The sequence below is a fragment of the Ligilactobacillus sp. LYQ139 genome, assembly GCF_045033025.1.
Taxonomy (GTDB): domain Bacteria; phylum Bacillota; class Bacilli; order Lactobacillales; family Lactobacillaceae; genus Ligilactobacillus.
The window spans coordinates 141,675-164,010 of record NZ_JBJFZW010000003.1 but is presented as its reverse complement, the minus strand read 5'-3'; the positions used below and the strand labels follow the sequence as shown (position 1 = coordinate 164,010).

Genomic DNA, 22,336 nt, shown 5'->3' with positions numbered 1-22,336 from the left:
TTTTTTACGGTTTCACCCGTTCATTTACTAATTCATTTTTAAAATCCGCTTATCCACCACTTCAAGGCGCTGATCAAGTGTGTACACAATTGGTTCACCGTTGTATACTTCCACGCCGTCGATCCCGGTGTCACTAATGTGTTCAATGTGCTTTAACAGCGCCCGTAACGAACTCCCGTGAGCCACAACGAGCTGGTTTCCCCCCTGCAAAAGCCGAGGCGCAATCATATCGTCCCAGTACGGGAGCAACCGCTGCGTTGCCATCTCCAAACTTTCCGCCAAAGGAAGAACCGAGCGCGGATAACGTTGGTACCGCCGATCCTCAGTGTCAGGGGCGGTTAGTTTCGGCGGAACTTCATAGAAAGAACGCCGCCAAAGAGCAACCTGTTCTTTCCCGTAAATTTTTCGGGTATCGTCCTTATTTAACCCCCGAAGTGCGCCGTAGTGCCGTTCATTTAACCGCCACGTCTTATACAGGGGTAACCACAATTGCCCGCATTCCTCACACACGAGGTTGGCCGTCTTAATTGCCCGAACCAACACCGAGGTATGCACGGCACTAAACTGCAGCTTAGCCTGTCGCAAGCGGCGTCCAGCCGCTTTAGCCTGCGCAACGCCCCGGGCAGTCAACGGCACGTCCGACCACCCCGTGTACGTATTCTCCTTATTGGCGACACTCTCCCCGTGCCGTACCAAAACCAGCTTTACCATGACGCTCCTCTTTTCCGTAGTTATCTATTTTAATGATACCGCAGGCGTCAGGTAATCAGCAATCAAACACCCTCTACTCGAGTTTTCGTTCTTTACTCCGGTTACCAATAAACGTAATAACGGAACCAAGCAAAATTACGATGATTCCCATAATCGTTTCACCGGTAATAACTTCGTGCAAAATAATCAGCGCAAGGACTGGAGCTAGTGCTGGTTTGATAAAAAACACCAACGATGCCGTGGAAACGTCCGACCATCCCATTGCCAAAAAGTAGAGTGCAAAGCCTCCACCAGTAACCCCAATTCCAATGTAAGCCAGTAATGGCAAGGTATGCCACGAAATTCCCCGAATCAATGGGAGCCGAATAAACTCGTGGAGTGCTCCCACATGAGCCATCCCGGCGACAACGGGCGCCCAGTGGGTCAACACCATTAGAATAAAAAGTTCCGCCGTCCCCGTCAGGAAGGTAAAGCAGGTCATAACAATTCCGCTTAGTTCCCGTTTAGTCGACCCGTACCGGGAAACAATTGAATACAGCCCGAACGTCACCGCCGAAAGCAGTGCTAGGATAATTCCCCCGGATAACCGGAGCCGGAACGGATTAACAATGATAAACAATCCCCCAAGGGAAATAACTACGGCCAAAAAGTTAGCCCGCCCCATCCGCTCATGCAACAAAAGAAAGGCAAAAATGAGCGCAAAAACCGGATTACAACTAAAGAGCACCGCTACGGTAGCTGCCGGGGCGTTTTGGACCGCCAGCTGGAAAAGGGTCATGCTAACAATCACGCACACAAACCCCGTCAGGGCAAATAACCCCCAGTCTTTGAGGTGCAACTGCCGGTGTTGCTTATGTAATTCAGGCAATGCTAGTGGGACTAATACAAGCCCGCCGATAAAGAACCGCAATAGATTCAGCTGGATGGCGTTAAACGCTGCTCCCGCAATCTTCAAGCTGATTTCCATGGAACTAAACAAAAACGTCGCTACTAAAATACTAAAGTACGTTCGCTTCACTTTTCTCTCTCCATTACCATTTAGTTATATTACGATAAGTATAGCACGAAAAATTATTAATCAACGACGCTTTTCGGTTAATCCGCAAAAAGAGTACGAAGACTGCAACCTCAGCCACAGTCTCCATACTCTTTTTGCATAATCGGTTTCCAAACGAACGGGCTAAATACAAGTCGGCCGCCGCCAAGCCGGTCCCGTACGCTTCGCCGGTTTACTGGCTTGGCTCCGCTCATTTTATCGGTTTACCCCTTTTTCAAAAAACTATTCGTTCCCGGATAAATCCGTTTTAATCTTCGTTGTTGAAATATCCTGCGTGCGCGGCAGGTAAATTACCTCGCAATAATCCTTAAGGAAGTCAAACTTTCCCTGCCAGTCGTCCCCCATCACAAACGTGTCGATATGGTAACGCTGAACATCTACAACCTTCTGGTCCCACGACCGCTCCGGAATGACCCGGTCAACGTAGCGAATCGCCTTGAGGATGTATTCCCGATCAGCGTAGCTCATATAGGCGTGTTTCCCCTTAATTCGGTTGAACTCATCGGTCGAAAGCCCCACTGTTAATTCATCGCCAAGGGCTGCCGCTCGTTCGAGAAGACGGACATGACCGCGATGTAACAGGTCAAACGTCCCGTACGTTAATACCCGTTTCACGGGCGCTCATCCCCTTTCTCCTCGTCATAACGCAGCTGGTAAATGTGGTAGCAGTACTGCACAACCACCTTTAACACGGCATAAAATGGAATGCCTAAGATCATCCCCGGCAAGCCCGCAATATTACCGGCTACCAACAACAGCACAATGATCGTAAGCGGGTGAATGGCCAGTGTTTTCCCAATGACATTCGGGTAAATCAGGTTCCCGTCGACCTGCTGCACCACGATACAAACGATAATCACCAGGACCGCTGTCTTAAACGAGTGCGTCAACGCCAGAATTAATGCTGGAACCAATCCAATGTACGGACCAATGTACGGAATAATGTTGGTAAAGCCAGCGAAAATTCCAACTAACAGGCCATACGGCACCCCTACCAGGCTGTAGCCCAACGCTGAAAACGTCCCGACAAACGTACACTCAATTACCTGCCCAAGGATGTAGTGGGAAATCGTTTGTCCCATCTGCAATAACAGGTTTTCAACACTAGCCGCGTGCCGCTTGGGGACCATCCGCTTAACGGCTGGCATCAGACGGTACCCGTCCTTTAACATGTAAAACAACATGAATGGCACCGTAATAATCGTTACCGTGATGTTGGTAATCGCACTAATCAGGGATCCAAAGCTACTGGTCAACGACGTCATGAAGCGCCGCACCAGGGCGGTAGTGTTAGTCCCCAGGTGCTTAGTAACCTGCTGCACATCTACGTGGTGAAGCCATTCACGGTGGTGCGGGTCGCTCAAAAACGTATTAATCCCACGCTGAGTAAGCGCAATGATATGCGGTAATTTTCCGATTAACTGTTCTACCTGCGAAATTACCCGGGGTAACAGGTATGATGCTCCCAACGCAATTAAGCTGATTAAAACCACAAACACGATGGCTACTGCCAGCGTCCGGGTAATTCGCCACCGCCGATAATGCACCTTTACGAGAAGGTTTACCAACGGATTTAGTAGGTAAAACAGGAAGCCCGCAATAATTAAGGGCACGGCTAAAGTCGAGATAAACGTCCCGACCGGCCGAAAAACAAAGCTAATCTTCGTGCATACCCATACCAGGGTCGCCACAATAAGCAACTCTAAAGACCAGAAAATAATGCGGCGCTGGTCCTCCTGTCGTTTATTCATAATATTGCCTCCTTACTGAACAGCACGGGAGCGTGACCCAACGTCATGCTCCCGTGCATTGTTATAAACCGGTCTGCTACTGCCGGCGTGACAACTCAAGGTACCGGTTGTACCAAATCTCAACGTATTCCTTAGAAAAAGGTCCCCGCCCGCGGTCAATCCAGTCGACCAGGGTCAGGACGTTGTGCTTAAGAATCTTATCGGTTTCCGCCGAATAGTGCCACTTAGCGCCGTGGGCTTCGTACTCGTCCACGTCCAGCAACCGGCGTTCGCCGTTCGGAAAGACCTTCACGTCCAAGTCATAGTCGATGTACTTGAGGGCTTCCCGGTCAAGTACTGCCGGTGATGCTAGGTTACAGTAGTACGAAATCCCGTTATCCCGGATCATCGTAACGATGTTGAACCAGTAGTGTTTATGGAAGTATACCAATGCCGGCTCGCGGGTCACCCACCGGCGCCCATCGTCTTCGGTCACCAGCGTGTGGTCGTTGCAGCCAATAATGGCATTTTCACTTGTTTTAAGAACCAGTGTGTCGCGCCATGTCCGGTGTAAGCTCCCGTCGTGTTTATAACTCTTAATGGTTATGAAGTCGCCTTCTCTGGGTCCATTTGAATGACGCATCTGCTCAACCCTGCTTTCTACACGGTATTCTCCACCGATATCATTCTGTATTATACCAAATAATCGCCGGAAAACCATTCCCGTTTCTTAAAATCACCGCAAGCTAAGCTTCACCACCGCCTCACAGCGCGCGGTTTGCGGAAACATGTCAACGGACTGGATATACTCAACGCGGTACGCCCTGGTTAGCGCCACGAGGTCCCGGGCAAGGGTTGCCGGGTTACATGAAACGTAAACCATCTTGGGGGGACGGGCCCGGAGAACCGTTTCAATCAGGTGAGCGTCCAACCCCGTCCGCGGGGGATCTACGACCAGGGCATCCGGGGCAAATCCCGCCCGCGCCCACTGCGCAAAAAGATCCTCGGCCTTCCCCACTTCATAGTGAGCGTGACGCCGGCCAGACCGGCGAGCATTCTCATTAGCGTCCGCAATTGCAGCGGGAATGACGTCCATTCCCCGCACCTCCTGGGTGGGACCAGCTACAAAGAGACTAATGGTTCCCACCCCGCAATATGCGTCACACAACACTTCACCGGGTTGCAACGCCAATGCCTTACCGACTTCAGAGTACAACTTGAGCGTTTGGTGCGGGTTTAACTGGAAAAACGCCCGCGCGGAAAGGTCAAACGTCACGTCTCCCAACCGTTCCGTAATTGTTGGTTTCCCGGCAATCAGCATCGTTTGTGCTCCCCACACCAAGGACGTTTTCTCCGGGTTAACGTTATGCATAACGGATACCACCTGCGGGCAGCGCTGCATGGTCATCTGAGCCAGGGCCGCCGCCTGGGGAAGCGCCCGGGTGCGGGTGATTATAACTACCTGCATCTCGTGGGTAGCAAACGCCTCGCGGACAACGATTGTCCGGACCACCCCCGTATGCTGGCGCTCATCATACGGCGCAATTCCCAACTCTTCAATAGCCGCTAATACGGTGCGCATCACCTTCATTGTGGCTGGGGTTTGGGTACTAAACGTTGGCAGGTCAACTAGCCGGTGACTTCCACGCTGGTACAACCCCGCAATCAGCTTCCCGTTCGGCCCCCGCCGTACCTGAAACTGGGCTTTATTCCGGTACGCATACGGGGTTGTCATCCCGATGGTTGCTCGGACATCGTAGGTAGCATACCCGGTTGGTTTAAACTTGGCCAACGCCTGCTTGATTAAATCGCGTTTAAACCTAAGTTGTGCCGGGTATGCCAGGTGTTCTAATTCAATGCCCCCGACCGGATACGAATCTCTGGGGGTTACCCGGTCGTTACTGGAACGCTTAATTTCCACCACACGGCCCTCTAAGTACCGCGGATGAATGGCCGTGAGCGCCACCACAACCTGCTCTCCCGGGAGGGCTCCCGAAACAAAGCAAATCTTTCGTTTGTAATAGGCAATTCCCTCACCATTAATTCCCAGGCGTTTAATTGTCAAGAGCACCCGCTGCCCCCGCCGTACCCGTACGTTTTGTCCCATGTAATTCTCCCCACTTCATTCGTTGCTTTTCCCATTATACACCCGTAAAACTAGGCACTTTCCCACACTTCTTCTATAATAAAGCTAGGAAGGAAGGTCAGTGTATGAAAACCATCACCGCAATTGAAGCCCAAAAACACCACGCCCACCGGTTTAACGTCTACCTGAACGGGGAATATGCGTTTCCGGTAAGCGAACAAGTCCTGGTAGACTTTACGCTGCATAAGGGCCAAGAACTCGATACCACTCAAATCGAACAAATTACTGCGGCAGACACTACATCCCGCGCCTATTCCCAAGCACTTGACTACCTGAGTCACCAACTGCGGACAACCCAAGAGGTCCAGACCGCTCTGCGCAAACGGACGGTTCCGCCAGAAATAATTGAGACGGTATGTGCCCGTCTCAAGGACCAGCACCTCCTTGATGACCAAGAATACGCCAACAGCTACGTTCGAACGGTTGCCCGGACCGAATTAAAGGGTCCCCGAATTATCCGGCAAAAATTACGCCAACGCGGGATTACCGCTACTGAAATTGACCAAGCACTCCTCCAATTTCCGCCAAAACAACGGGTCGCTAACGCCTACACACTAGCCCAAAAACTCACCCGCCGGTACCACAACAAACCCATCCGCTTGCGGCAAACCAAAGTCAACCAGGGATTAATGACGGCGGGGTTTGAGCGTGACACCATTACCCAAGCGCTCGCCCAATTTTCCCCGGAAGTTGACGAAGAACATGAAGCAGTACTCCTCCAAGCAGCCGCCGCAAAGGTTTGGCGGCGGTACGACCGCTTTGACCAGCACACCCGCATGCAAAAAGCCAAGCAAGCACTTTACCATCAGGGGTTCCCGCTTGATGAAAGCACCTTTGCCCTAGAAGACCTGGCCGCAAAAGAAGAGGAATAAAAGAGCATCTTTTAAATAACCTAAACCACAGTAAAAAGCGTGATGCAAGGACAAGTTGGGGGATCCATTCCTCCTAGTTCACCCAACTTGTTACTTTCACCACGCTGATTTTTGTTCTACTCCGCCTTTTTACCTATTATTAATTAACAGTTTTGCTTTCACGGTCCCCGTTATAAATCGTGTTCGGAACAATAACGTAATCCACCTGCCGAAGGGCACTTAGATCCCGCCCACCAGCGTACGAGATGGCTGATTGCAAGTCCTCCTCCATCGCTGTCAGGGTTGCTTCAAGCGATCCCCGAAACGGTACAAGCAATTGTTTCCCCTCGACGTGGTGGCGGTTACCCTTTTGACGCGCAGAAGCCGATCCCCAGTACCGCTTGTACTTTTGACCATCAATGGTCACAACCTCTCCGGGTGACTCGACATGGCCGGCCAATAATGAGCCGACCATTACCATAGTGGCACCAAACCGAAGGGCCTTGGCAATGTCCCCATTAGTCCTAATTCCCCCATCAGCAATAATCGGTTTCGTGGCCACAGTAGCACATGCCTGAAGCGCTGCTAACTGCCAGCCTGCCGTTCCAAACCCCGTTTTTAGCTTGGTAATGCACGCCCGCCCAGGGCCAATCCCGACTTTCGTCGCATCTGCTCCCGCAGCTTCTAAATCACGAACGGCGTCCGGCGTAGCAACATTACCGACAATCAAAAACGTTGCTGGTAGCTGGCGCTTAACGTACCGAATCATCGCCATTACGTAATCAGAGTGCCCGTGGGCAACATCAATCGTAATGTATTCAGGAATGGTGTTCGTCGTTCGCAATTCATCAATGAATTCCCGCTCCTGGTCCTTAATTCCAATTGAAATTGAAGCATACCGGTTATTTGCATGCATTTCCTGAACAAACGCTAACCGCTGATCCGGTTCAAACCGGTGCATTACATAGAAGTAATCATGATCTGCCAGCCATGTTGCAATTTCAGGGGTAATCACACTGGCCATGTTCGCCGGCACAACGGGGAGCCGAAAGCGACGCTCACCAAAGATCACGTGGGGATCCGCCTCACTCCGACTCTTAATAACACATTTCTTCGGGACGAGCTGAACGTTATCAAAATCAAAGGCTTTCATCTAACCATTCCCTTCTGGAATTATCATTCCAACCAGGCATTACTGTATATTATCCGAATATTTCTGTCAATACAACGCGCATATTTAATGAAATAGTTCGCATATACCGAACAATATTCAAATAATAATTGACATATTGCGCTCTCCAACGTTAAAATTGACCCTGTTAATCATTTTTTGGTGCTGATATAATCACTAGAATACGGCTAGTAAGTTTCTACCCGGAACCGTAAATTCCGGACTATGAGCATGTCTTTTTGACATTTATCCGGAAAAGCCGCATCCTTTTACCCAGTGTTTTATCACACCGCGAAAGGAAAAAGCTGATGCGCAAACTAATTACCCACATTCAACAAGAAGGCGTTGTGGTCAACGACAACGTCCTGAAAGTCAATTCATTTCTTAATCACCAAATCGATCCGCAGCTAATGCAAGAGATTGGAAATGCCTTTCACGCTAAATTTGCCGACCGTCCCATCACCAAAATTCTGACAATCGAAGCGTCAGGAATTGCGCCGGCCCTAATGACTGGGTTGGCGTTCAAGGCGCCCGTCGTTTTCGCTAGGAAATCAAAGAGTGCCACCCTCGCTAACGGAAACTACACTGCTAGCGTCGTTTCCTACACCAAGCACACCACAAACCAAGTCCTCGTTGACCGGCAGTTTCTCACGGCAAACGATCACGTTTTAATCATTGATGATTTCTTGGCCAACGGGGCCGCAGCACACGGCCTCATTGAGATTTGTAATCAAGCCCACTGCCACCTTGATGGCATTGGAATTGTCATTGAAAAGGCCTTCCAACCAGGAGGAAAAACACTTAGGACAGAGGGCTACCCGCTCAAATCACTTGTCCGGATTAAATCACTTGCGAACCACCACGTAACGTTTATGGAGGATTAACACTATGAAACAATTAACTCATGAAGTTTCCCACCACAAAGCATTCGTCCTTGGAATTCAACACTTACTGGCAATGTATTCCGGTGCAGTAGCTGTTCCCTTACTAATCGGAACCGCGCTGCACTTCACCAGCACCCAAATGACTTACCTCGTTTCAATTGATATTTTCATGTGTGGGCTGGCAACGATTCTCCAGCTCATCCGGAACCGGTATTTTGGAATCGGTCTTCCCGTCATTTTAGGCTGTGCAATCCAGGCAGTTGCTCCCCTCAAAATGATTGGAAAAACATACTCCATCGGTACGATGTACGGTTCTATTATTATTGCTGGAATTTTCGTCTTCCTAATTGCTGGGATCTTTGCAAAAATTCGCCGGTTCTTTCCCCCGGTCGTAACCGGAAGCTTAATCACCGTAATCGGACTTACGTTGATTCCAATTGCAGTTCAAAACCTCGGCGGGGGAACGGCAACCAGTTCTTCCTTCGGGAGTTTACGTACGTTACTTGTTGGTGGCATTACGATCCTAATCATTCTTGGAATTCAGTTCTGGAGCAAAGGTTTCATCCGGTCAATCGCGGTCTTGATTGGCCTGATTGGGGGAACCCTAATTGCAGGAATGATGGGAATGGTATCCCTTAAACCAGTTGCACAGGCTGCTTGGTTCCATTTCCCCCAGCCCTTTTTCTTCGGCGCCCCACGCTTTGCCCTATCACCAAGTCTAACAATGATTATTATTGCCCTGGTTTCCATGGTTGAATCCACAGGAGTATTCTTCGCCCTTGGGAACCTCCTCCACCGCGAAACAACCGCTGCCGACCTTAAACGCGGTTACCGGGCAGAAGGGTTAGCGGTAATTCTCGGGGGAATTTTTAACACGTTCCCGTACACAACGTTCTCCCAGAATGTCGGGCTCTTAGAATTATCGGGGATCCGAACCAAACGTCCCATCTACTGGGCGGCAACCCTTTTAATGGTAATGGGACTATTACCCAAGATTGGCGCGTTAGCAACAATTATCCCCACGCCAGTCCTCGGGGGCGCAATGCTTGTTATGTTTGCAATGATTAGTGTTCAGGGAATCCGGATGCTCGGAAACGTTGACTTCACCGATGAACGAAACCCGTTAATTGTTGCTATTTCTATTGGTGCGGGACTAGGCGTTGCGGTTTACCCCAACATCTTTCAGGCGTTCCCGCCCGCCCTTCAGCTCTTCTTGGGAAACGGAATTGTTGTGGCTAGCATTTGCGCCGTGGGGTTAAACGCACTGTTGCATCATAAGGAAATTACAACCGCAACGAATGATTCCCATTAGTTCGTAATTCCTTAAAAAAATAAACCCGTAGAAACCATTTTCCTTAATGACTTCTGCGGGTTATTTATAACTAAATTATACTGCCCATTTTCTTCACTATTTACTGAACATTTCCTTCCCGCACCTTTTCTGCGTAAGCGGTCAGCTTCCGCAGACGGTGGTTCACCCCCGACTTTGAGATACCACCAGGAATGAGCGCACCGAGTTCCTTTAAACTAGCTTCCGGGTTGGCCAACCGTACCTCAGCTACTTCGCGGAGCTTAGGCGGAAGCTGGTTTAACCCCACCGTCCGCTCAAGGAATTTAATGTTATCAATCTGTTGATTAGCCGCGTCCGCTACCTTATTGAGATTAGCCGTCTCACAGTTAACGATCCGGTTTACCGAATTCCGCATGTCACGGACAATCCGGATGTCTTCAAACTTCAGCATGGCAGTCGTCGCTCCGATGAGCGACAGGAAGTCGGCAATTTTTTCCGCTTCCTTGAGGTACGTGATGTAGCCGCTCCGCCGTTCAGTCTTCCGCGCGTTTAATCCGTAGTGGTTAATCAACGCACAGATAGTATCGTTATGTTCGGCGTACAGGGAATAGATTTCCAGGTGATAGCGACTCGTTTCAGGATTGTTAACCGAACCCCCCGCCAAAAACGCCCCCCGCAGGTACGAGCGCACCGCCGCATCGGTCGGTAAGTTTTGCGGGTCCACCGTTGGTTTGAGCTGAAACCCATCAAGAATATCAAGATCGCGTAACAGCTGTTCACTCCCGGTCTTGAGGCGCACAATGTACAGGTTATTTTTCTTAAGCTTCATCTTCCGTCGCACCAGCAGTTCAGCTTCAACCTGGTAGAACCGCTTAAGGAGCTGGTAGATTCGCCGGGCAATCGCGGGATTTTCCGTTTGCACGTTAAGCACAAAGTGGTGGTTAACCAACTCAAGGGCCCCGTTCATCCGAATTAAGGCCATCAGTTCCGCCTTTGCGTTAGCTGCAACGTGTACGTCCAGCATCGTGAGTTCCTTTTTTACCTGGCTTGCGTATGAGGCCACACCGACCCCTCCCTTACCTTAATTGTATTCGTTCGCATCCCACGACCGGGGCCGCCCCATTAACTTGGTGAGTTCCGCTACGACCTTTGACCCGTTATGAAACACCCCGTGATCACGGAGCCGCAGGAAATTATCGGAGATTACCCGGCACCCCTGCGCCCGGAGGCCCCCAAAATCGTACCGTACTTGATCGAGGTACTCGTCGTACCGCTGCCGGTCCATGTAATCAGCGGGAACCTGTTCATTATTAACCAGCACCGTATCAATGTAGTGCCCGCCCAAATGGTCGTTCAGCACCCGCACGTGATCGGCATCGGTGAAATGCTCAGTCTCGCCCTTCTGCGTCATGATGTTGCAGATGTACACCACTTCAGCGGGGGTTTGTTGGAGCGCCACGCGCACGTTTTCAATCATCAAGTTGGGCAAAATGCTGGTAAACAGGCTTCCTGGCCCTAATACAATTTGGTCAGCATGCATAATCGCCGCGATCACCTCAGGAACGGCAGCGGGTTTACTCCCATCAAGGGTTGTCACCCACACCCGCTTAATCGTCTTTTCGATTCCGGAAATCTCAGATTCCCCGGCCAGGGTGGTCCCGTCCGCAAACTCGGCGTTGAGGACGAGGGGCGTATTAGCGACCGGATAAACGTGACCGTCAACCCGCATGAGTTCCGCTAATTTCTGAACGGTCGCAAAGATGTCGTCCCCCATCATCTCAGTCATCGCCGCAATGATGAGGTTTCCCATCGCGTGACCCGCAAAGAAGTGGTCGTCAGACCGGAAACGATACTGAAAAACTTCCTTTTCAAAGTCACTCAGCCGCGACAAGGCAACCAGGACATTGCGGATATCACCGGGTGGCACCACGTTCACGTAGTTCCGCAGAATTCCTGACGATCCCCCGTCATCAGCAACCGTCACGACGGCCGTAATGTCCGCCCCGGAAGCACGCAGGTTATTTAAAATCACGGGCAACCCCGTTCCCCCGCCAATCACGACAACGCGGGGCTTTCTTCCATGAACTGTGAGTTTCATGAGCGGTTCACGGTCTCCTTTCTCCGTTGACTATCCCGGTGAAAAAGCCGGACTGGGTACTGGCCATCCTGCTTGAGGTCCGCTGCCAACCGCCGGGCAATTGCCACGGACCGGTGCTGGCCACCAGTACACCCAATCGCAATCGTCAGGCTCGTTTTCCCCTCATCAATGTACCCCGGCAACGCGCAGCGCAACGTTTTCAGGTAATTCTGGTAAAATTCCTCGGTTCGCGGAGAATTCATAACGTAGTCGTACACGTCCTTATCCATCCCCGTTTTTTCCTTTAACTCTGGAACGTAGTACGGGTTAGGTAAAAAGCGGACATCCATCACCACGTCCGCATCAATCGGAAGCCCGTACTTAAAACCAAACGAAATGACCTGGACGTGGAACGGCTCACTGTCCGCGGTGGCAAACCTCTGGAAGATTTTTTCCCGCAATTGCCGCGGGCTAATCGTTGACGTGTCGATTACGACCGACGCCCGCGCCCGCATTTCTGCCAGCATCGCCCGTTCCTTTTTAATTCCGTCCAGTATCCGGCCGCCCATCGCAAGCGGGTGGGACCGGCGGGTTTCCTTATAGCGGGCCACCAGTTCCTCGTCAGATGAATCCAGAAATACAATGCGGGGTTGGACCCCCCCTTGAGTATCCAGTTCCTGAAGGACGTTCACGATTTCCTTATAAAATTTAGGTGAGCGGGCGTCCATTACCAGCGCCACCCGCTTGTATTCCGCTGAGTTATGCAACAACTCCATCAGCTTCGGTAAGAGCAGTGGGGGCATGTTATCCACGCAGAAGTACCCGAGATCCTCGAAGCTTTGCATGGTCACGGTCTTCCCCGCACCGCTCATTCCAGTAATAATTACCAGGTCCATATCATTGGCCATCCCAGCAACCTCCTCTCTGGTTTACGGTTTCAAAGGAAATTATAGCATAGGACCTTTTACGGCTGTGCACCTTGTTCTAACCAGGATTTACCCGGGCTACCTCCCCGTAATTCTCCCTGACCGGTTTTCCCGCTCAGCGGCCCGCCTTAATTTATTTACCTGGCGGGACGGCTCTACACCTTGGTTAAATCGGGCTCCGCTCGCCCCGCCTCCGGTAAATAACGACCCCTTCCTTGGACGATTTCATCGTCCTCCGTCTGGCGTCGCTTTATTTACCTGGCGGGACGGCTCCGCACCTTGATGCACCTTGTCTTTTAAATACCGGCCCGTATAACTTTCCGGTACCCTACAAATTTCTTCCGGTGTTCCGGTGGCCACGACCGTTCCCCCACCGTCCCCGCCTTCAGGGCCGAGATCAATGATGTGGTCAGCCACCTTGATAACATCGAGGTTGTGCTCGATCACCGTAACGGTGTTGCCCTTATCAACCAACCGCTGCAGCACGCCCAACAGGCGGTTAATATCATCGGCGTGCAATCCCGTTGTGGGTTCGTCCAGAATGTAAAACGTCTTCCCGTTACTCTTCTTATGCAACTCACTTGCCAACTTCATCCGCTGGGCTTCCCCACCGGATAAGGTCGTTGCTGGCTGGCCAAGCTGGACGTACCCCAACCCAACATCGGCAATCGTCTGCAACTTCCGCCGAATCTTAGGGATGGCATCAAAGAATTCAAGCGCTTCATCAACCGTCATTGCCAGTACCTGGGCGATGTTTTTGCCCTTATACTCCACCTCAAGCGTCTCGGAGTTATACCGCGTGCCGTGACAGACCTCACACGGCACGTACACGTCCGGCAGGAAGTTCATCTCAATCTTAATAATGCCATCCCCGTGACACGCCTCACACCGGCCCCCCTTAACATTAAAGCTAAAGCGGCCCTTCCCGTACCCGCGCATCTTAGCGGCGTTAGTCGTCGCAAACAACCCGCGAATGTCATCAAACACCCCGGTATACGTGGCCGGGTTACTCCGCGGCGTCCGCCCAATCGGGGTTTGGTCAATATCAATGACCTTCTCGAGGTGCTCAACCCCCGTAATCTTCCGGTAGGCTCCTGGTTTAACCAAACTGTTATTTAACTTCTGCGCTAGTGCCCGCTTTAAAATCAGGTTAACCAGCGTGGATTTTCCGGAGCCCGATACACCCGTCACCGCGATAAACTTTCCGAGCGGAAACGCCACGTCAATCTGCTTAAGGTTATTCGCCGCCGCCCCGTAAACCGTAACGGCATGTCCGTTTCCTTCACGACGGGTTGCCGGTACCGGGATAACCTTCTTCCCGGACAAGTACTGCCCGGTGAGGGACTTCCGGCTCCGGGCCACCTGCTTGGGAGTCCCAGCTGCCATAACCTGTCCCCCATTAGCGCCCGCGCCGGGACCAATGTCAATCAGATAATCAGCCGCCCGCATCGTTTCTTCGTCGTGCTCCACAACAATTAAGGTGTTCCCCAGATCACGCATCTGCTGGAGTGATCTGATTAACCGACCGTTATCCCGCTGGTGAAGGCCAATTGACGGTTCGTCCAGAACATACATTACCCCGGACAGGTTGGACCCAATCTGGGTTGCCAGCCGAATCCGCTGGGCCTCACCCCCAGAAAGCGTCCGCGCCGACCGGCTGAGTGTCAGGTAATCCAACCCGACGTTATTTAAAAACGTCAACCGATCGTTGATCTCCTTGAGAATCGGCCGGGCAATCTGTTCGGCCTGCGCATTAAAGGTCAACCCGCTAAAGAACTTCGCTGCGGCCACCACCGGTAGTTCCGTAGCCTCACCAATGTTTTTGCCGCCAACCTGCACGGCCAACGCCCGCTCGTTAAGCCGGTACCCGTGACACTGCTGACAGGGAAGTGTCGTCATGTACTTGCGCAACAGTTCGCGGGTGAAGTCGCTACCGCTACTATGGTAGCGCCGATCAACATTGGGGATAACCCCCTCAAACTGCATATCAAGGTCGCGGGCGCCGCCCATTTCACTTCCTTGGAACTGGAAGTGGAACTGCCGCTCCCCGGCCCCGTACAAAACGGTGTGCTGATCAGCTTTACTAAGCTTTTCAAACGGCACGTCTAAGGGAATGCCAAACTGCCGGCAGGCCTGCCGCAACATCGTCGGGTAGTACTGCGCCGTTGCAGAGTTCCACGGAGCTACCGCGCCTTCTTCAAGCGACAAACGCTTATCTGGAACAACTAAATCAGGATCAACCTCAATCTTATGGCCTAACCCGTCACACGCCGGGCAAGCCCCGTACGGTGCGTTAAACGAAAACAAGCGCGGCTCAAGCTCCCCAATCGTAAACCCGCAGTATGGGCAGGCAAAATTTTCGGAAAACTGCAAAGGAGCACCACCGATCACGTCGACCGTCATAAACCCATGGGTTAGTTTGAGGGCCGCCTCCACTGAATCAAAGAGCCGGGACCGGATCCCCGGTTTGACAATAATCCGGTCAACAATCACCGCAATGGCGTGCTTCTTATTCTTTTCAAGTGCTGGCACCTCATCCAGGTCGTAACGTTCCCCGTCGACCATTACCCGGACAAACCCGGCCCGGCGAATCTTAGCTAATACCTGCTTGTGTTGCCCCTTCTTGTCCCGCACCACCGGCGCCAACAGTTGGAGCTTGGTTCGCTCCGGTAACTGCAGAATTCGTTCAACCATCTGCTGGGGGGATTGCCGCGTAATCACGTGACCATCGTGCGGACAAACCGGCGTGCCGACCCGGGCCCATAATAACCGCAGGTAATCATTAATTTCCGTCACCGTGCCAACCGTTGAACGCGGATTATGGGACGTCGTTTTCTGATCAATGGAGATGGCTGGTGAGAGCCCGTCAATCGCATCCACGTCGGGTTTACTGGTCTGCCCCAAAAACTGGCGGGCGTACGCCGACAAACTTTCCACGTACCGACGGCGCCCCTCCGCATACAACGTGTCAAATGCCAGTGAACTCTTTCCGGAGCCGGATAATCCCGTTACCACCACTAACTTGTTCTTAGGAATCGTAACGTCAATGTTTTTCAAGTTATGTTCCCGCGCTCCGTGAATCACAATCTTATTCTGTCCCACACTTTCACCTTCCGTTTACTCACCAATCTGTAATTTCAATTCCATAATCGTATCCCGGAGCGTCGCGGCTTCCTCGTAGTTTAGTTCCTTGGCCGCCCGCTGCATCTGCTGCTTTAAGTTGTTAATCAACTCGTGCTGCTCGGCCCGGCTCATCTTGCTAAACTCAACCTCGTTTTCGGGTTCATCCGTATTTTCCGGTGTCCCGTTCGTCACTGAAATAGCCGCCCTAATCTTCTTCTTAATCGTGTGCGGTGTAATGTGATGTTCTTGGTTGTATTGCTGCTGGAGGGTCCGCCGCCGCTTCGTTTCATCAATGGCCGCCCGCATCGACGCCGTTACCTCGTCCGCGTACATGATGACGTGACCGTGCTCGTTTCGGGCCGCCCGCCCAATCGTCTGAATCAACGAGCGTTCGTTACGCAAAAAGCCTTCCTTGTCAGCGTCCAGGATAGCCACCAGGGAAACCTCCGGCACGTCAATCCCCTCCCGCAGGAGGTTAATTCCGACCAAGACATCAAACTTGCCGAGTCGCAGGTCGCGGATAATCTTCGTCCGCTCCAGCGTTTTAATATCCGAATGGAGGTACTTCACCTTAATTCCTAGGTCTTTAAGGTAATCCGTCAAATCCTCGGCCATCTTCTTAGTAAGGGTCGTGACAAACACGCGCTCGTTCAGGTCAACGCGCTTATTAATTTCCCCCACGAGGTTATCCATCTGGCCCATTACCGGCCGCACCTCAACCTTGGGGTCCAGTAACCCCGTTGGCCGAATAATCTGTTCGGCCACGTGGGTGGTTCGGTCTAGCTCGTACGGCCCGGGTGTTGCAGACATATAGATAATCTGGTGGACGTGCTGTTCAAACTCGTTAAGCTTTAACGGCCGGTTATCCACCGCACTAGGTAAGCGGAACCCGTAATCCACCAACACCTGCTTGCGCGCAAGGTCGCCGTTGTACATCCCGCGCACCTGCGGCATCGTCACGTGGGACTCGTCGACCACAATCAGAAAATCATCCGGGAAAAAGTCCAGCAACGTGTGCGGTGGTTGACCGTGTTTTCGGCCTTCCAATGGTGCTGAGTAGTTCTCAATCCCCGGACAGTACCCCATCTCGCGCAACATCTCAATATCATAGGTGGTCCGCTGCTTGAGGCGTTGGGCTTCCAGCAGTTTCCCCTCCTTTTCAAAGTAAGTCTCCCGCTCTTCGAGTTCCTGCTGGATAGCTTTGATCCCCGCATCCAGGTGCACCCCATCAATCATGAAATGGGATGCCGGGAAGATGGCCACGTGATCGCGGTCACCAAACACCTCACCGGTCAGCGGATCAATTTCACGCATCCGGTCAATTTCGTCCCCGAAAAATTCAATCCGCAACGCCCGCTCATCATGGGACGCCGGGAATACCTCGACGACATCACCGTGTACCCGGAACCGCCCCCGTTGAAAGTCAATGTCGTTACGGTCGTACTGAATATCAACCAACGCACGTAACAAATCATCCCGCTCAAGTTGCTGCCCAACCCGCAGGGAAATCACGTGTTTCTGGTATTCCACCGGATCCCCCAACCCAAAGATGGAGGAGACCGATGCCACCACAATTACGTCGTTGCGCTCCAACAACGAACTCGTCGCAGAATGCCGGAGCTTATCAATCTCATCGTTAATGCTGGAATCCTTCTCAATGTACGTGTCACTGGACGGAACATACGCTTCCGGTTGGTAAAAATCATAATAACTAACGAAGTATTCAACCGCATTGTGCGGAAAGAACTGCTTAAACTCGCTATACAACTGTCCGGCCAGCGTCTTATTATGGGCTAACACCAGCGTTGGCTTATTAGCCTGCGCAATCACATTAGAAATCGTGAAGGTCTTCCCCGTCCCGGTCGCCCCCAGAAGAATCTGTTCCTTCGTTCCGGCTTGAATTCCCGCTGTCAACTGCTGAATAGCCTGGGGTTGGTCCCCCGTCGGGCGGTACTTGGACACCAACTCAAACTGGCGGTCCGCCTGCCGTTCAATCATGCGCACTTCCCTCCATTCGTACTAACTTAAAGTAATTCTATTCTACCACGCCGAACATACTTTCGCATCACACCGACTACGCAAACCGCGTCCCGGATTACCACCTCCCCTTCTTTTTTTAACGAAATATTTTCTTCCCCGTCAAAAATTACCGGCTGCTTCGTTATTAAGAGTGTAAGCTTACAAAATAATCACCAGGAGGAAGCACCATGAATAACGATCATTGGAATAAACTCAGTATCCGGCTGGGATGCACCGTCAAGGACAGTGCCCGGTTACGCCAGCGGGCGTTTAACAACGTCAACCCCACGGCGACCGATCAGACCATTCAGCAGTTTGCTAAACTGATTAGTCAGCTAACCGATGAACCGGTTAAGACAATCATGTTGACAGGGAACCGCACGATTGCGGTTCAGTAGTCACCACCGCACCACTGAAAGGGGGAATTTAAATGAAAGTACTGAACCTCACGTTCCGGGATAGCCAGGGAAAAACACGTCGCGTTCGGCTCACCAACGTCACCACCGCCCATGATAAGGATACCGTTCACCAGATCATGGACCAATTGAGCGGACTTAAACTTTTTGTTGCTGCGGATGGCAGTGAACTGCTGGCACACCCAGTGGCCGCAGAGTACGTCGATACGACGGCTGCATCACTCTTCAAGGAAGAGAAAACAGCACCAGTGACACACTAAGCACACTGGTTACCGAACAAATGGGGATGGTTACAACCATCCCCATTTTATTTTGAAAAAATTATATTCTGTTTCTTAATTACGCCCAGTGTGCCCGGCTCCTGGCCCCCAAACCCTTTACGTCTCACCCCGCAGCCGCATCATCCGCGCCCATAACTGTCGACGCCACCGGTAAACCGTACCGGGGGCCACCCCGGCCTCGCAGGCAATCTCCCTAACCGATAAATTACGGGTCAAACGTCCGATTAAAAAGATGCGCTCTCCGGTAGAAGCCTCCTGCAAAACCTGGTTAAGAAGCTGCTGAGCTTCAATTGTTTCAGCCGGTAGAAAATGAGTTACCAGGTGCGCGCTGCCCCCCCCCCCCTACTGCGGCGGGGATTAGACCGTAATTGACGGTTTTTTGGTGACGCCGTTCCCGCCGGAGATAATCGATTAATCCCCACCGGATGCGCTGGCTGGCATACATAATAATCTGGTGTTCGTCTTGAGCGGTAAACCGGGCGCAATAGTCGGCGTAGGCCGCCGCGAAAAGCAACTGCCCCTCCACGAAAAGATCTTCATAAAGCGGACTCCCCGGAGTAAGGTGAAGCCGGTGCAAGGCTGCATGGATAACCCGTTCCCGCGACGAAGACAATACATATTCAAAATGGACTGGTTTCATTGGCTCCTCCTTGGGTTACCGAACAAAACCAGTCTATCAATTCAAATAATTTATGCGAGGTCAAATTGAACATAAAATGTGAAATTTAGATTCCTCGGTAAAAAATAATGCAATCCTATTTTAATATCATATCCCAGCACTTTCGTCCATATCCAATGCCACGCATTCCCCGATTAATTGCTCTACGTGATTAACTGGATTTCCAACCGATATTTTTGTGTGACCATTTTAGTAAAATCATCCTTATTGAAAAACGGCATCTCATCCCCCATCTATCTTATAGGATACAAGAATGCACCGTAATCATAATGACCCTTTTCCCCAGATATAGTACTTTCTGGCATGATTGATACAATTATTAATTTTGAATTGTTTTTTGAAAATTTTGTTTTCACAACCGAGCCAATCGGTAACATTGAAAACATCCCTTTTTATATATTTACCTTACATAACGAATACGTACATAAAGACCCTCTAGTATAAGGTATAACAGCATAGTATTCACATATACAATCATAAAAATCATCATAACATCATCTAATTGCAAATATGGATATTGGCCCCAATGAATTGTAGATAGTAGTACTAAATCCAACGGAATATATCCTAAAACAAACAGTAAACAATATTTAACATGAGAATTAATAACTTCCTCGTTTGGTTCAATTTTCTCGAACTGAGTTGCATCGTTCCGTCTATTAGCTTCGTAACCTAGTAAACCAATAATAATTGCAATCAACCACATCCACCAATGAAACGTTAGATGAAATCCACTTAACCAGTTAGTAAACGAATTAAAAAACGGAAGAGTACACATTACTCCCATTACAAAAGTAACTCCACGATTTGAAATGAAATCGTGTTTTAGCCGTACAAAGCAATGTTCTTGTTTGTCATAGCAAATTAATGTTTTATGTCCTTTACCATCATGATGTTCCTCATGTGCTTTCAGAAAACCATAGCGTAAAATTCGCGGCCTATCGTAGTTTCCCCTCTTCAAAACCTTTCACCCCACGTATCTATCTATTACCTTATTAATTTTGTCATCTAGTTTACTTGAAATATATATTCTAGCAATCGTTTCAACCGGGCCAAGAAATTCATCGAATGCTGAGAAAAAAGAATCAACTCCAAAATCAATTGCACCATCCACCACAGTCTTTAATGCAGTTAGTTCAAGAGATTTTCGTAATCCTTCACCTTCGTGAACTTCCTCAGCAAATAATAATGTTATTCCTGTCCTTTTTAGAGCATATTTGCCACTATCTTCCATATCCGACTGGTAAAACACTATTCCTCACGTTCCTTTGCAGTTAAATGGGGAATCTTAATCTCTCTCTTATTAATTTGACCGACCACATACTCGTCAAATTTACGCCATTGATTGTCGTCATACCCCTTGTAGACCACTTCAGTAACGTCATCGTCATTGAAAAACGCCATCTCATCCCCCATTTGTCCTATTGGATATAGGAATGCGCCGTAATCGTAATAACCTTTCTCGCCAGACATGGTACTTTCTGGCATGATTGATACAATTATTAGTTTTGAATCATTCTTTGAAAACTTTGTTTTTACAATTGAGCCAATCGGTAGCAATGAGAACCCTCCTTTTTATACGTGTATATTCTTACTTTACATAATGAGTACGCACATAAAGCCCTTCTATTATGATGCAAAGATATATAATGTTAAGCCATATAACCCAAAAGACAAGCAAAATTCCCCAAAAATCATAATTAGGAAACTGGTCTGCGCCCAACCAGAGAAGAAATATACTGAATGGAATAACTCCCAAAAAATACAACAAAACATAGACAACATTTGCATTAATTACTTTATCGCTTGCATCTATTCGCTCAAACTGTTCAGCATCATTACGCCGTTTAAACTCATAACTAACTAAACTGAATAAAATTACCGGGACAATCATCCACCAATGAAATGTTATTTTCACCTTAGATAAAAGATTTACAAAAGGACTTCCGATTGCTACTAATCCCAAAAAAGCTAACCCTCGAGATGCCATAAAATCGTGCTTTAAACGCACGAAGCAATGTTCCTGCTTATCGTAGCAAATTAATGTCTTATAACCTTTTCCGTCATGATGTTCTTCATGCGCCTTTAAGATACCGTATCTCAAAAACCGTGCTTTATCGAAATTTCCACGTCGTATTTTAAGCATAGCTTACCCCACAAATTTATCTATCTCACCGTTTATATAATCATCTGCTTTAACAGATAATCCTATTCCTAAAACTGTCCCTAGTGGTCCATCAAAAGCATCTGTAGCCGTTCCGAATCCTTCAAGGACAAGATCAACAACACTATCCGCCGCAACCTTTAGTGCCGTTCGTTCCAGCGATTTTTTAAGCCCTTCTCCATCATGCATATCTTCAGCAAACATTAATACTGCACCAAGTCTCTTTAGAGCTACTTTTCCACCGTCTTCCATAAATTCACCTATTCCACCACCAAGGCGTTTTAAAAACATTGATACGCTTCCTAGATGTTCACCAAGGTAGGCCGAATGTTCTGCAATCTTTCCAACTCCGTTTCCTGCATAAGCTATCAGTTTACCCTCACCAGATTCAAAACGGTCCATCCATCTTTCGGTCTTGTTAAGTCCCTTTGCTAAGATTCCGTTAGCAATGAAATCACGGTGGCGCTTCTCCACATCACGTGCCCACTTCAAATCTTTGCTACTGGGGGTCTTCATCACAGTGCAACTTGGATCAGTAATATTTTTTGATTGAAGCTGTTGAGCCGCAGCGTTTATATCCGCAAATGTTCCGGTTAACCCGGTAAAGAAACGTGTTGACTCACCACTAAACTCAATTAAGTGCTCTTTAATTCGCTCACATTTTTCCAAGCAATACGAATTTTGGCTTATTTGCGTTTCAAGCGAATTTGTAGCTGGACCATCCCCTGGACCAGTCATTTTATCCAAAGCATGGTTTAATTTGTCTCTCTCCTATTTATAATTCGGTAACACCAACTCGTCCCCCCTTTA

At 49.8% G+C, this 22,336-nt stretch carries 24 protein-coding genes and 1 riboswitch; of the genes, 5 read left to right on the top strand and 19 right to left on the bottom strand.

The window, feature by feature from the left end; translation table 11 throughout:
* Positions 1-27 precede the first annotated feature (27 nt).
* The 7 genes from ACI3E1_RS04305 to rlmD form a co-directional block, all read right to left on the bottom strand.
* On the bottom strand, positions 28-711 hold the full coding sequence (locus ACI3E1_RS04305; protein WP_405024426.1) for a 2,3-bisphosphoglycerate-dependent phosphoglycerate mutase: 684 nt from the start codon (positions 709-711) through the stop codon (positions 28-30).
* A 73-nt stretch (positions 712-784) separates the two neighbouring features.
* A complete protein-coding gene (locus ACI3E1_RS04300) occupies positions 785-1,729 on the bottom strand; it encodes a DMT family transporter (protein WP_405024425.1) in 945 nt (314 codons plus the stop codon).
* 110 nt (positions 1,730-1,839) lie between these two features.
* Positions 1,840-1,962 (bottom strand): hypothetical protein, encoded by a 123-nt coding sequence (locus ACI3E1_RS04295; RefSeq protein ID WP_405024424.1) that lies wholly within the window; start codon positions 1,960-1,962, stop codon positions 1,840-1,842.
* 28 nt (positions 1,963-1,990) lie between these two features.
* A complete protein-coding gene (tagD, locus tag ACI3E1_RS04290) occupies positions 1,991-2,383 on the bottom strand; it encodes a glycerol-3-phosphate cytidylyltransferase (RefSeq protein ID WP_405024423.1) in 393 nt (130 codons plus the stop codon).
* Positions 2,380-3,519: an AI-2E family transporter gene (locus ACI3E1_RS04285; RefSeq protein WP_405024422.1), complete on the bottom strand. Its 1,140-nt coding sequence runs from the start codon at positions 3,517-3,519 to the stop codon at positions 2,380-2,382. The genes tagD and ACI3E1_RS04285 overlap by 4 nt, the downstream gene beginning before the upstream one ends.
* 76 nt (positions 3,520-3,595) lie before the next feature.
* The gene (locus ACI3E1_RS04280; protein WP_283582187.1) at positions 3,596-4,141 is read right to left on the bottom strand and encodes a DUF402 domain-containing protein; all 546 of its coding nucleotides are present in this window, start codon (positions 4,139-4,141) and stop codon (positions 3,596-3,598) included.
* Between the two features lie 93 nt (positions 4,142-4,234).
* Positions 4,235-5,605 (bottom strand): 23S rRNA (uracil(1939)-C(5))-methyltransferase RlmD, encoded by a 1,371-nt coding sequence (rlmD, locus tag ACI3E1_RS04275; protein ID WP_405024421.1) that lies wholly within the window; start codon positions 5,603-5,605, stop codon positions 4,235-4,237.
* 104 nt (positions 5,606-5,709) lie between these two features.
* On the opposite strand from rlmD, the gene recX reads away from it, so the two are divergent.
* Entirely contained in the window at positions 5,710-6,516 is an 807-nt protein-coding gene (gene recX / locus ACI3E1_RS04270; protein WP_405024420.1) for a recombination regulator RecX, read from the top strand.
* Between the two features lie 139 nt (positions 6,517-6,655).
* On the opposite strand, the gene ACI3E1_RS04265 is transcribed toward recX, so the two are convergent.
* Positions 6,656-7,648 (bottom strand): GMP reductase, encoded by a 993-nt coding sequence (locus tag ACI3E1_RS04265; protein WP_405024419.1) that lies wholly within the window; start codon positions 7,646-7,648, stop codon positions 6,656-6,658.
* A 164-nt stretch (positions 7,649-7,812) separates the two neighbouring features.
* Positions 7,813-7,912, top strand: a riboswitch (purine riboswitch).
* A gap of 62 nt (positions 7,913-7,974) precedes the next feature.
* Here ACI3E1_RS04265 and ACI3E1_RS04260 point away from each other — a divergent pair.
* Both ACI3E1_RS04260 and ACI3E1_RS04255 read left to right on the top strand, forming a co-directional pair.
* The gene (locus tag ACI3E1_RS04260) at positions 7,975-8,550 is read left to right on the top strand and encodes a xanthine phosphoribosyltransferase (protein ID WP_405024418.1); all 576 of its coding nucleotides are present in this window, start codon (positions 7,975-7,977) and stop codon (positions 8,548-8,550) included.
* A gap of 4 nt (positions 8,551-8,554) precedes the next feature.
* Positions 8,555-9,862 (top strand): nucleobase:cation symporter-2 family protein, encoded by a 1,308-nt coding sequence (locus ACI3E1_RS04255; RefSeq protein ID WP_405024417.1) that lies wholly within the window; start codon positions 8,555-8,557, stop codon positions 9,860-9,862.
* 100 nt (positions 9,863-9,962) lie between these two features.
* Here ACI3E1_RS04255 and whiA read toward each other — a convergent pair whose 3' ends face one another.
* The 5 genes from whiA to uvrB form a co-directional block, all read right to left on the bottom strand.
* Complete coding sequence (gene whiA, locus ACI3E1_RS04250; protein ID WP_405024416.1) at positions 9,963-10,904, bottom strand: DNA-binding protein WhiA; 942 nt, start codon at positions 10,902-10,904, stop codon at positions 9,963-9,965.
* Between the two features lie 18 nt (positions 10,905-10,922).
* Complete coding sequence (yvcK, locus tag ACI3E1_RS04245) at positions 10,923-11,939, bottom strand: uridine diphosphate-N-acetylglucosamine-binding protein YvcK (RefSeq protein ID WP_405024415.1); 1,017 nt, start codon at positions 11,937-11,939, stop codon at positions 10,923-10,925.
* On the bottom strand, positions 11,936-12,826 hold the full coding sequence (gene rapZ / locus ACI3E1_RS04240; RefSeq protein ID WP_405024414.1) for an RNase adapter RapZ: 891 nt from the start codon (positions 12,824-12,826) through the stop codon (positions 11,936-11,938). Before rapZ ends, yvcK begins: the two co-directional genes overlap by 4 nt.
* 243 nt (positions 12,827-13,069) lie before the next feature.
* On the bottom strand, positions 13,070-15,946 hold the full coding sequence (gene uvrA, locus ACI3E1_RS04235) for an excinuclease ABC subunit UvrA (RefSeq protein ID WP_405024413.1): 2,877 nt from the start codon (positions 15,944-15,946) through the stop codon (positions 13,070-13,072).
* A gap of 15 nt (positions 15,947-15,961) precedes the next feature.
* Positions 15,962-17,965: an excinuclease ABC subunit UvrB gene (gene uvrB, locus ACI3E1_RS04230; RefSeq protein ID WP_405024412.1), complete on the bottom strand. Its 2,004-nt coding sequence runs from the start codon at positions 17,963-17,965 to the stop codon at positions 15,962-15,964.
* A 209-nt stretch (positions 17,966-18,174) separates the two neighbouring features.
* Between uvrB and ACI3E1_RS04225 the strand changes: the two genes are divergently transcribed.
* Entirely contained in the window at positions 18,175-18,384 is a 210-nt protein-coding gene (locus ACI3E1_RS04225; RefSeq protein ID WP_405024411.1) for a DUF1659 domain-containing protein, read from the top strand.
* Between the two features lie 32 nt (positions 18,385-18,416).
* Entirely contained in the window at positions 18,417-18,662 is a 246-nt protein-coding gene (locus ACI3E1_RS04220; protein WP_405024410.1) for a DUF2922 domain-containing protein, read from the top strand.
* Positions 18,663-18,978: 316 nt separating this feature from the next.
* On the opposite strand, the gene ACI3E1_RS04215 is transcribed toward ACI3E1_RS04220, so the two are convergent.
* The 6 genes from ACI3E1_RS04215 to ACI3E1_RS04190 all read right to left on the bottom strand — a co-directional run bounded on the left by ACI3E1_RS04215 (position 18,979) and on the right by ACI3E1_RS04190 (position 22,264).
* On the bottom strand, positions 18,979-19,323 hold the full coding sequence (locus tag ACI3E1_RS04215) for a hypothetical protein (RefSeq protein WP_405024409.1): 345 nt from the start codon (positions 19,321-19,323) through the stop codon (positions 18,979-18,981).
* 272 nt (positions 19,324-19,595) lie between these two features.
* Positions 19,596-19,739, bottom strand: coding sequence for a DUF4176 domain-containing protein (locus tag ACI3E1_RS04210; protein WP_405024408.1), 144 nt, complete (start codon positions 19,737-19,739; stop codon positions 19,596-19,598).
* A 590-nt stretch (positions 19,740-20,329) separates the two neighbouring features.
* Complete coding sequence (locus ACI3E1_RS04205) at positions 20,330-20,614, bottom strand: hypothetical protein (protein WP_405024407.1); 285 nt, start codon at positions 20,612-20,614, stop codon at positions 20,330-20,332.
* Positions 20,614-20,922, bottom strand: a complete 309-nt coding sequence (locus ACI3E1_RS04200; RefSeq protein ID WP_405024406.1) for a DUF4176 domain-containing protein — start codon at positions 20,920-20,922, stop codon at positions 20,614-20,616. Before ACI3E1_RS04200 ends, ACI3E1_RS04205 begins: the two co-directional genes overlap by 1 nt.
* A 31-nt stretch (positions 20,923-20,953) precedes the next feature.
* Entirely contained in the window at positions 20,954-21,508 is a 555-nt protein-coding gene (locus ACI3E1_RS04195; RefSeq protein ID WP_405024405.1) for a hypothetical protein, read from the bottom strand.
* 3 nt (positions 21,509-21,511) lie between these two features.
* Positions 21,512-22,264, bottom strand: a complete 753-nt coding sequence (locus tag ACI3E1_RS04190; RefSeq protein WP_405024404.1) for a hypothetical protein — start codon at positions 22,262-22,264, stop codon at positions 21,512-21,514.
* Between the last annotated feature and the right edge of the window lie 72 nt (positions 22,265-22,336).

Bases quoted from the DNA above. Each gene is read 5' to 3' on its own strand.
- ACI3E1_RS04305 (WP_405024426.1), bottom strand. From the start codon at position 711: ATGGTAAAGCTGGTTTTGGTACGGCACGGGGAGAGTGTCGCCAATAAG.
- ACI3E1_RS04295 (WP_405024424.1), bottom strand. From the start codon at position 1,962: ATGAGCGGAGCCAAGCCAGTAAACCGGCGAAGCGTACGGGACCGGCTT.
- ACI3E1_RS04285 (WP_405024422.1), bottom strand. From the start codon at position 3,519: ATGAATAAACGACAGGAGGACCAGCGCCGCATTATTTTCTGGTCTTTA.
- ACI3E1_RS04280 (WP_283582187.1), bottom strand. From the start codon at position 4,141: ATGCGTCATTCAAATGGACCCAGAGAAGGCGACTTCATAACCATTAAG.
- rlmD (WP_405024421.1), bottom strand. From the start codon at position 5,605: ATGGGACAAAACGTACGGGTACGGCGGGGGCAGCGGGTGCTCTTGACA.
- recX (WP_405024420.1), top strand. From the start codon at position 5,710: ATGAAAACCATCACCGCAATTGAAGCCCAAAAACACCACGCCCACCGG.
- ACI3E1_RS04265 (WP_405024419.1), bottom strand. From the start codon at position 7,648: ATGAAAGCCTTTGATTTTGATAACGTTCAGCTCGTCCCGAAGAAATGT.
- ACI3E1_RS04260 (WP_405024418.1), top strand. From the start codon at position 7,975: ATGCGCAAACTAATTACCCACATTCAACAAGAAGGCGTTGTGGTCAAC.
- ACI3E1_RS04255 (WP_405024417.1), top strand. From the start codon at position 8,555: ATGAAACAATTAACTCATGAAGTTTCCCACCACAAAGCATTCGTCCTT.
- yvcK (WP_405024415.1), bottom strand. From the start codon at position 11,939: ATGAAACTCACAGTTCATGGAAGAAAGCCCCGCGTTGTCGTGATTGGC.
- rapZ (WP_405024414.1), bottom strand. From the start codon at position 12,826: ATGGCCAATGATATGGACCTGGTAATTATTACTGGAATGAGCGGTGCG.
- uvrB (WP_405024412.1), bottom strand. From the start codon at position 17,965: ATGATTGAACGGCAGGCGGACCGCCAGTTTGAGTTGGTGTCCAAGTAC.
- ACI3E1_RS04225 (WP_405024411.1), top strand. From the start codon at position 18,175: ATGAATAACGATCATTGGAATAAACTCAGTATCCGGCTGGGATGCACC.
- ACI3E1_RS04220 (WP_405024410.1), top strand. From the start codon at position 18,417: ATGAAAGTACTGAACCTCACGTTCCGGGATAGCCAGGGAAAAACACGT.
- ACI3E1_RS04215 (WP_405024409.1), bottom strand. From the start codon at position 19,323: ATGAAACCAGTCCATTTTGAATATGTATTGTCTTCGTCGCGGGAACGG.
- ACI3E1_RS04210 (WP_405024408.1), bottom strand. From the start codon at position 19,739: ATGTTACCGATTGGCTCGGTTGTGAAAACAAAATTTTCAAAAAACAAT.
- ACI3E1_RS04195 (WP_405024405.1), bottom strand. From the start codon at position 21,508: ATGCTTAAAATACGACGTGGAAATTTCGATAAAGCACGGTTTTTGAGA.
- ACI3E1_RS04190 (WP_405024404.1), bottom strand. From the start codon at position 22,264: ATGACTGGTCCAGGGGATGGTCCAGCTACAAATTCGCTTGAAACGCAA.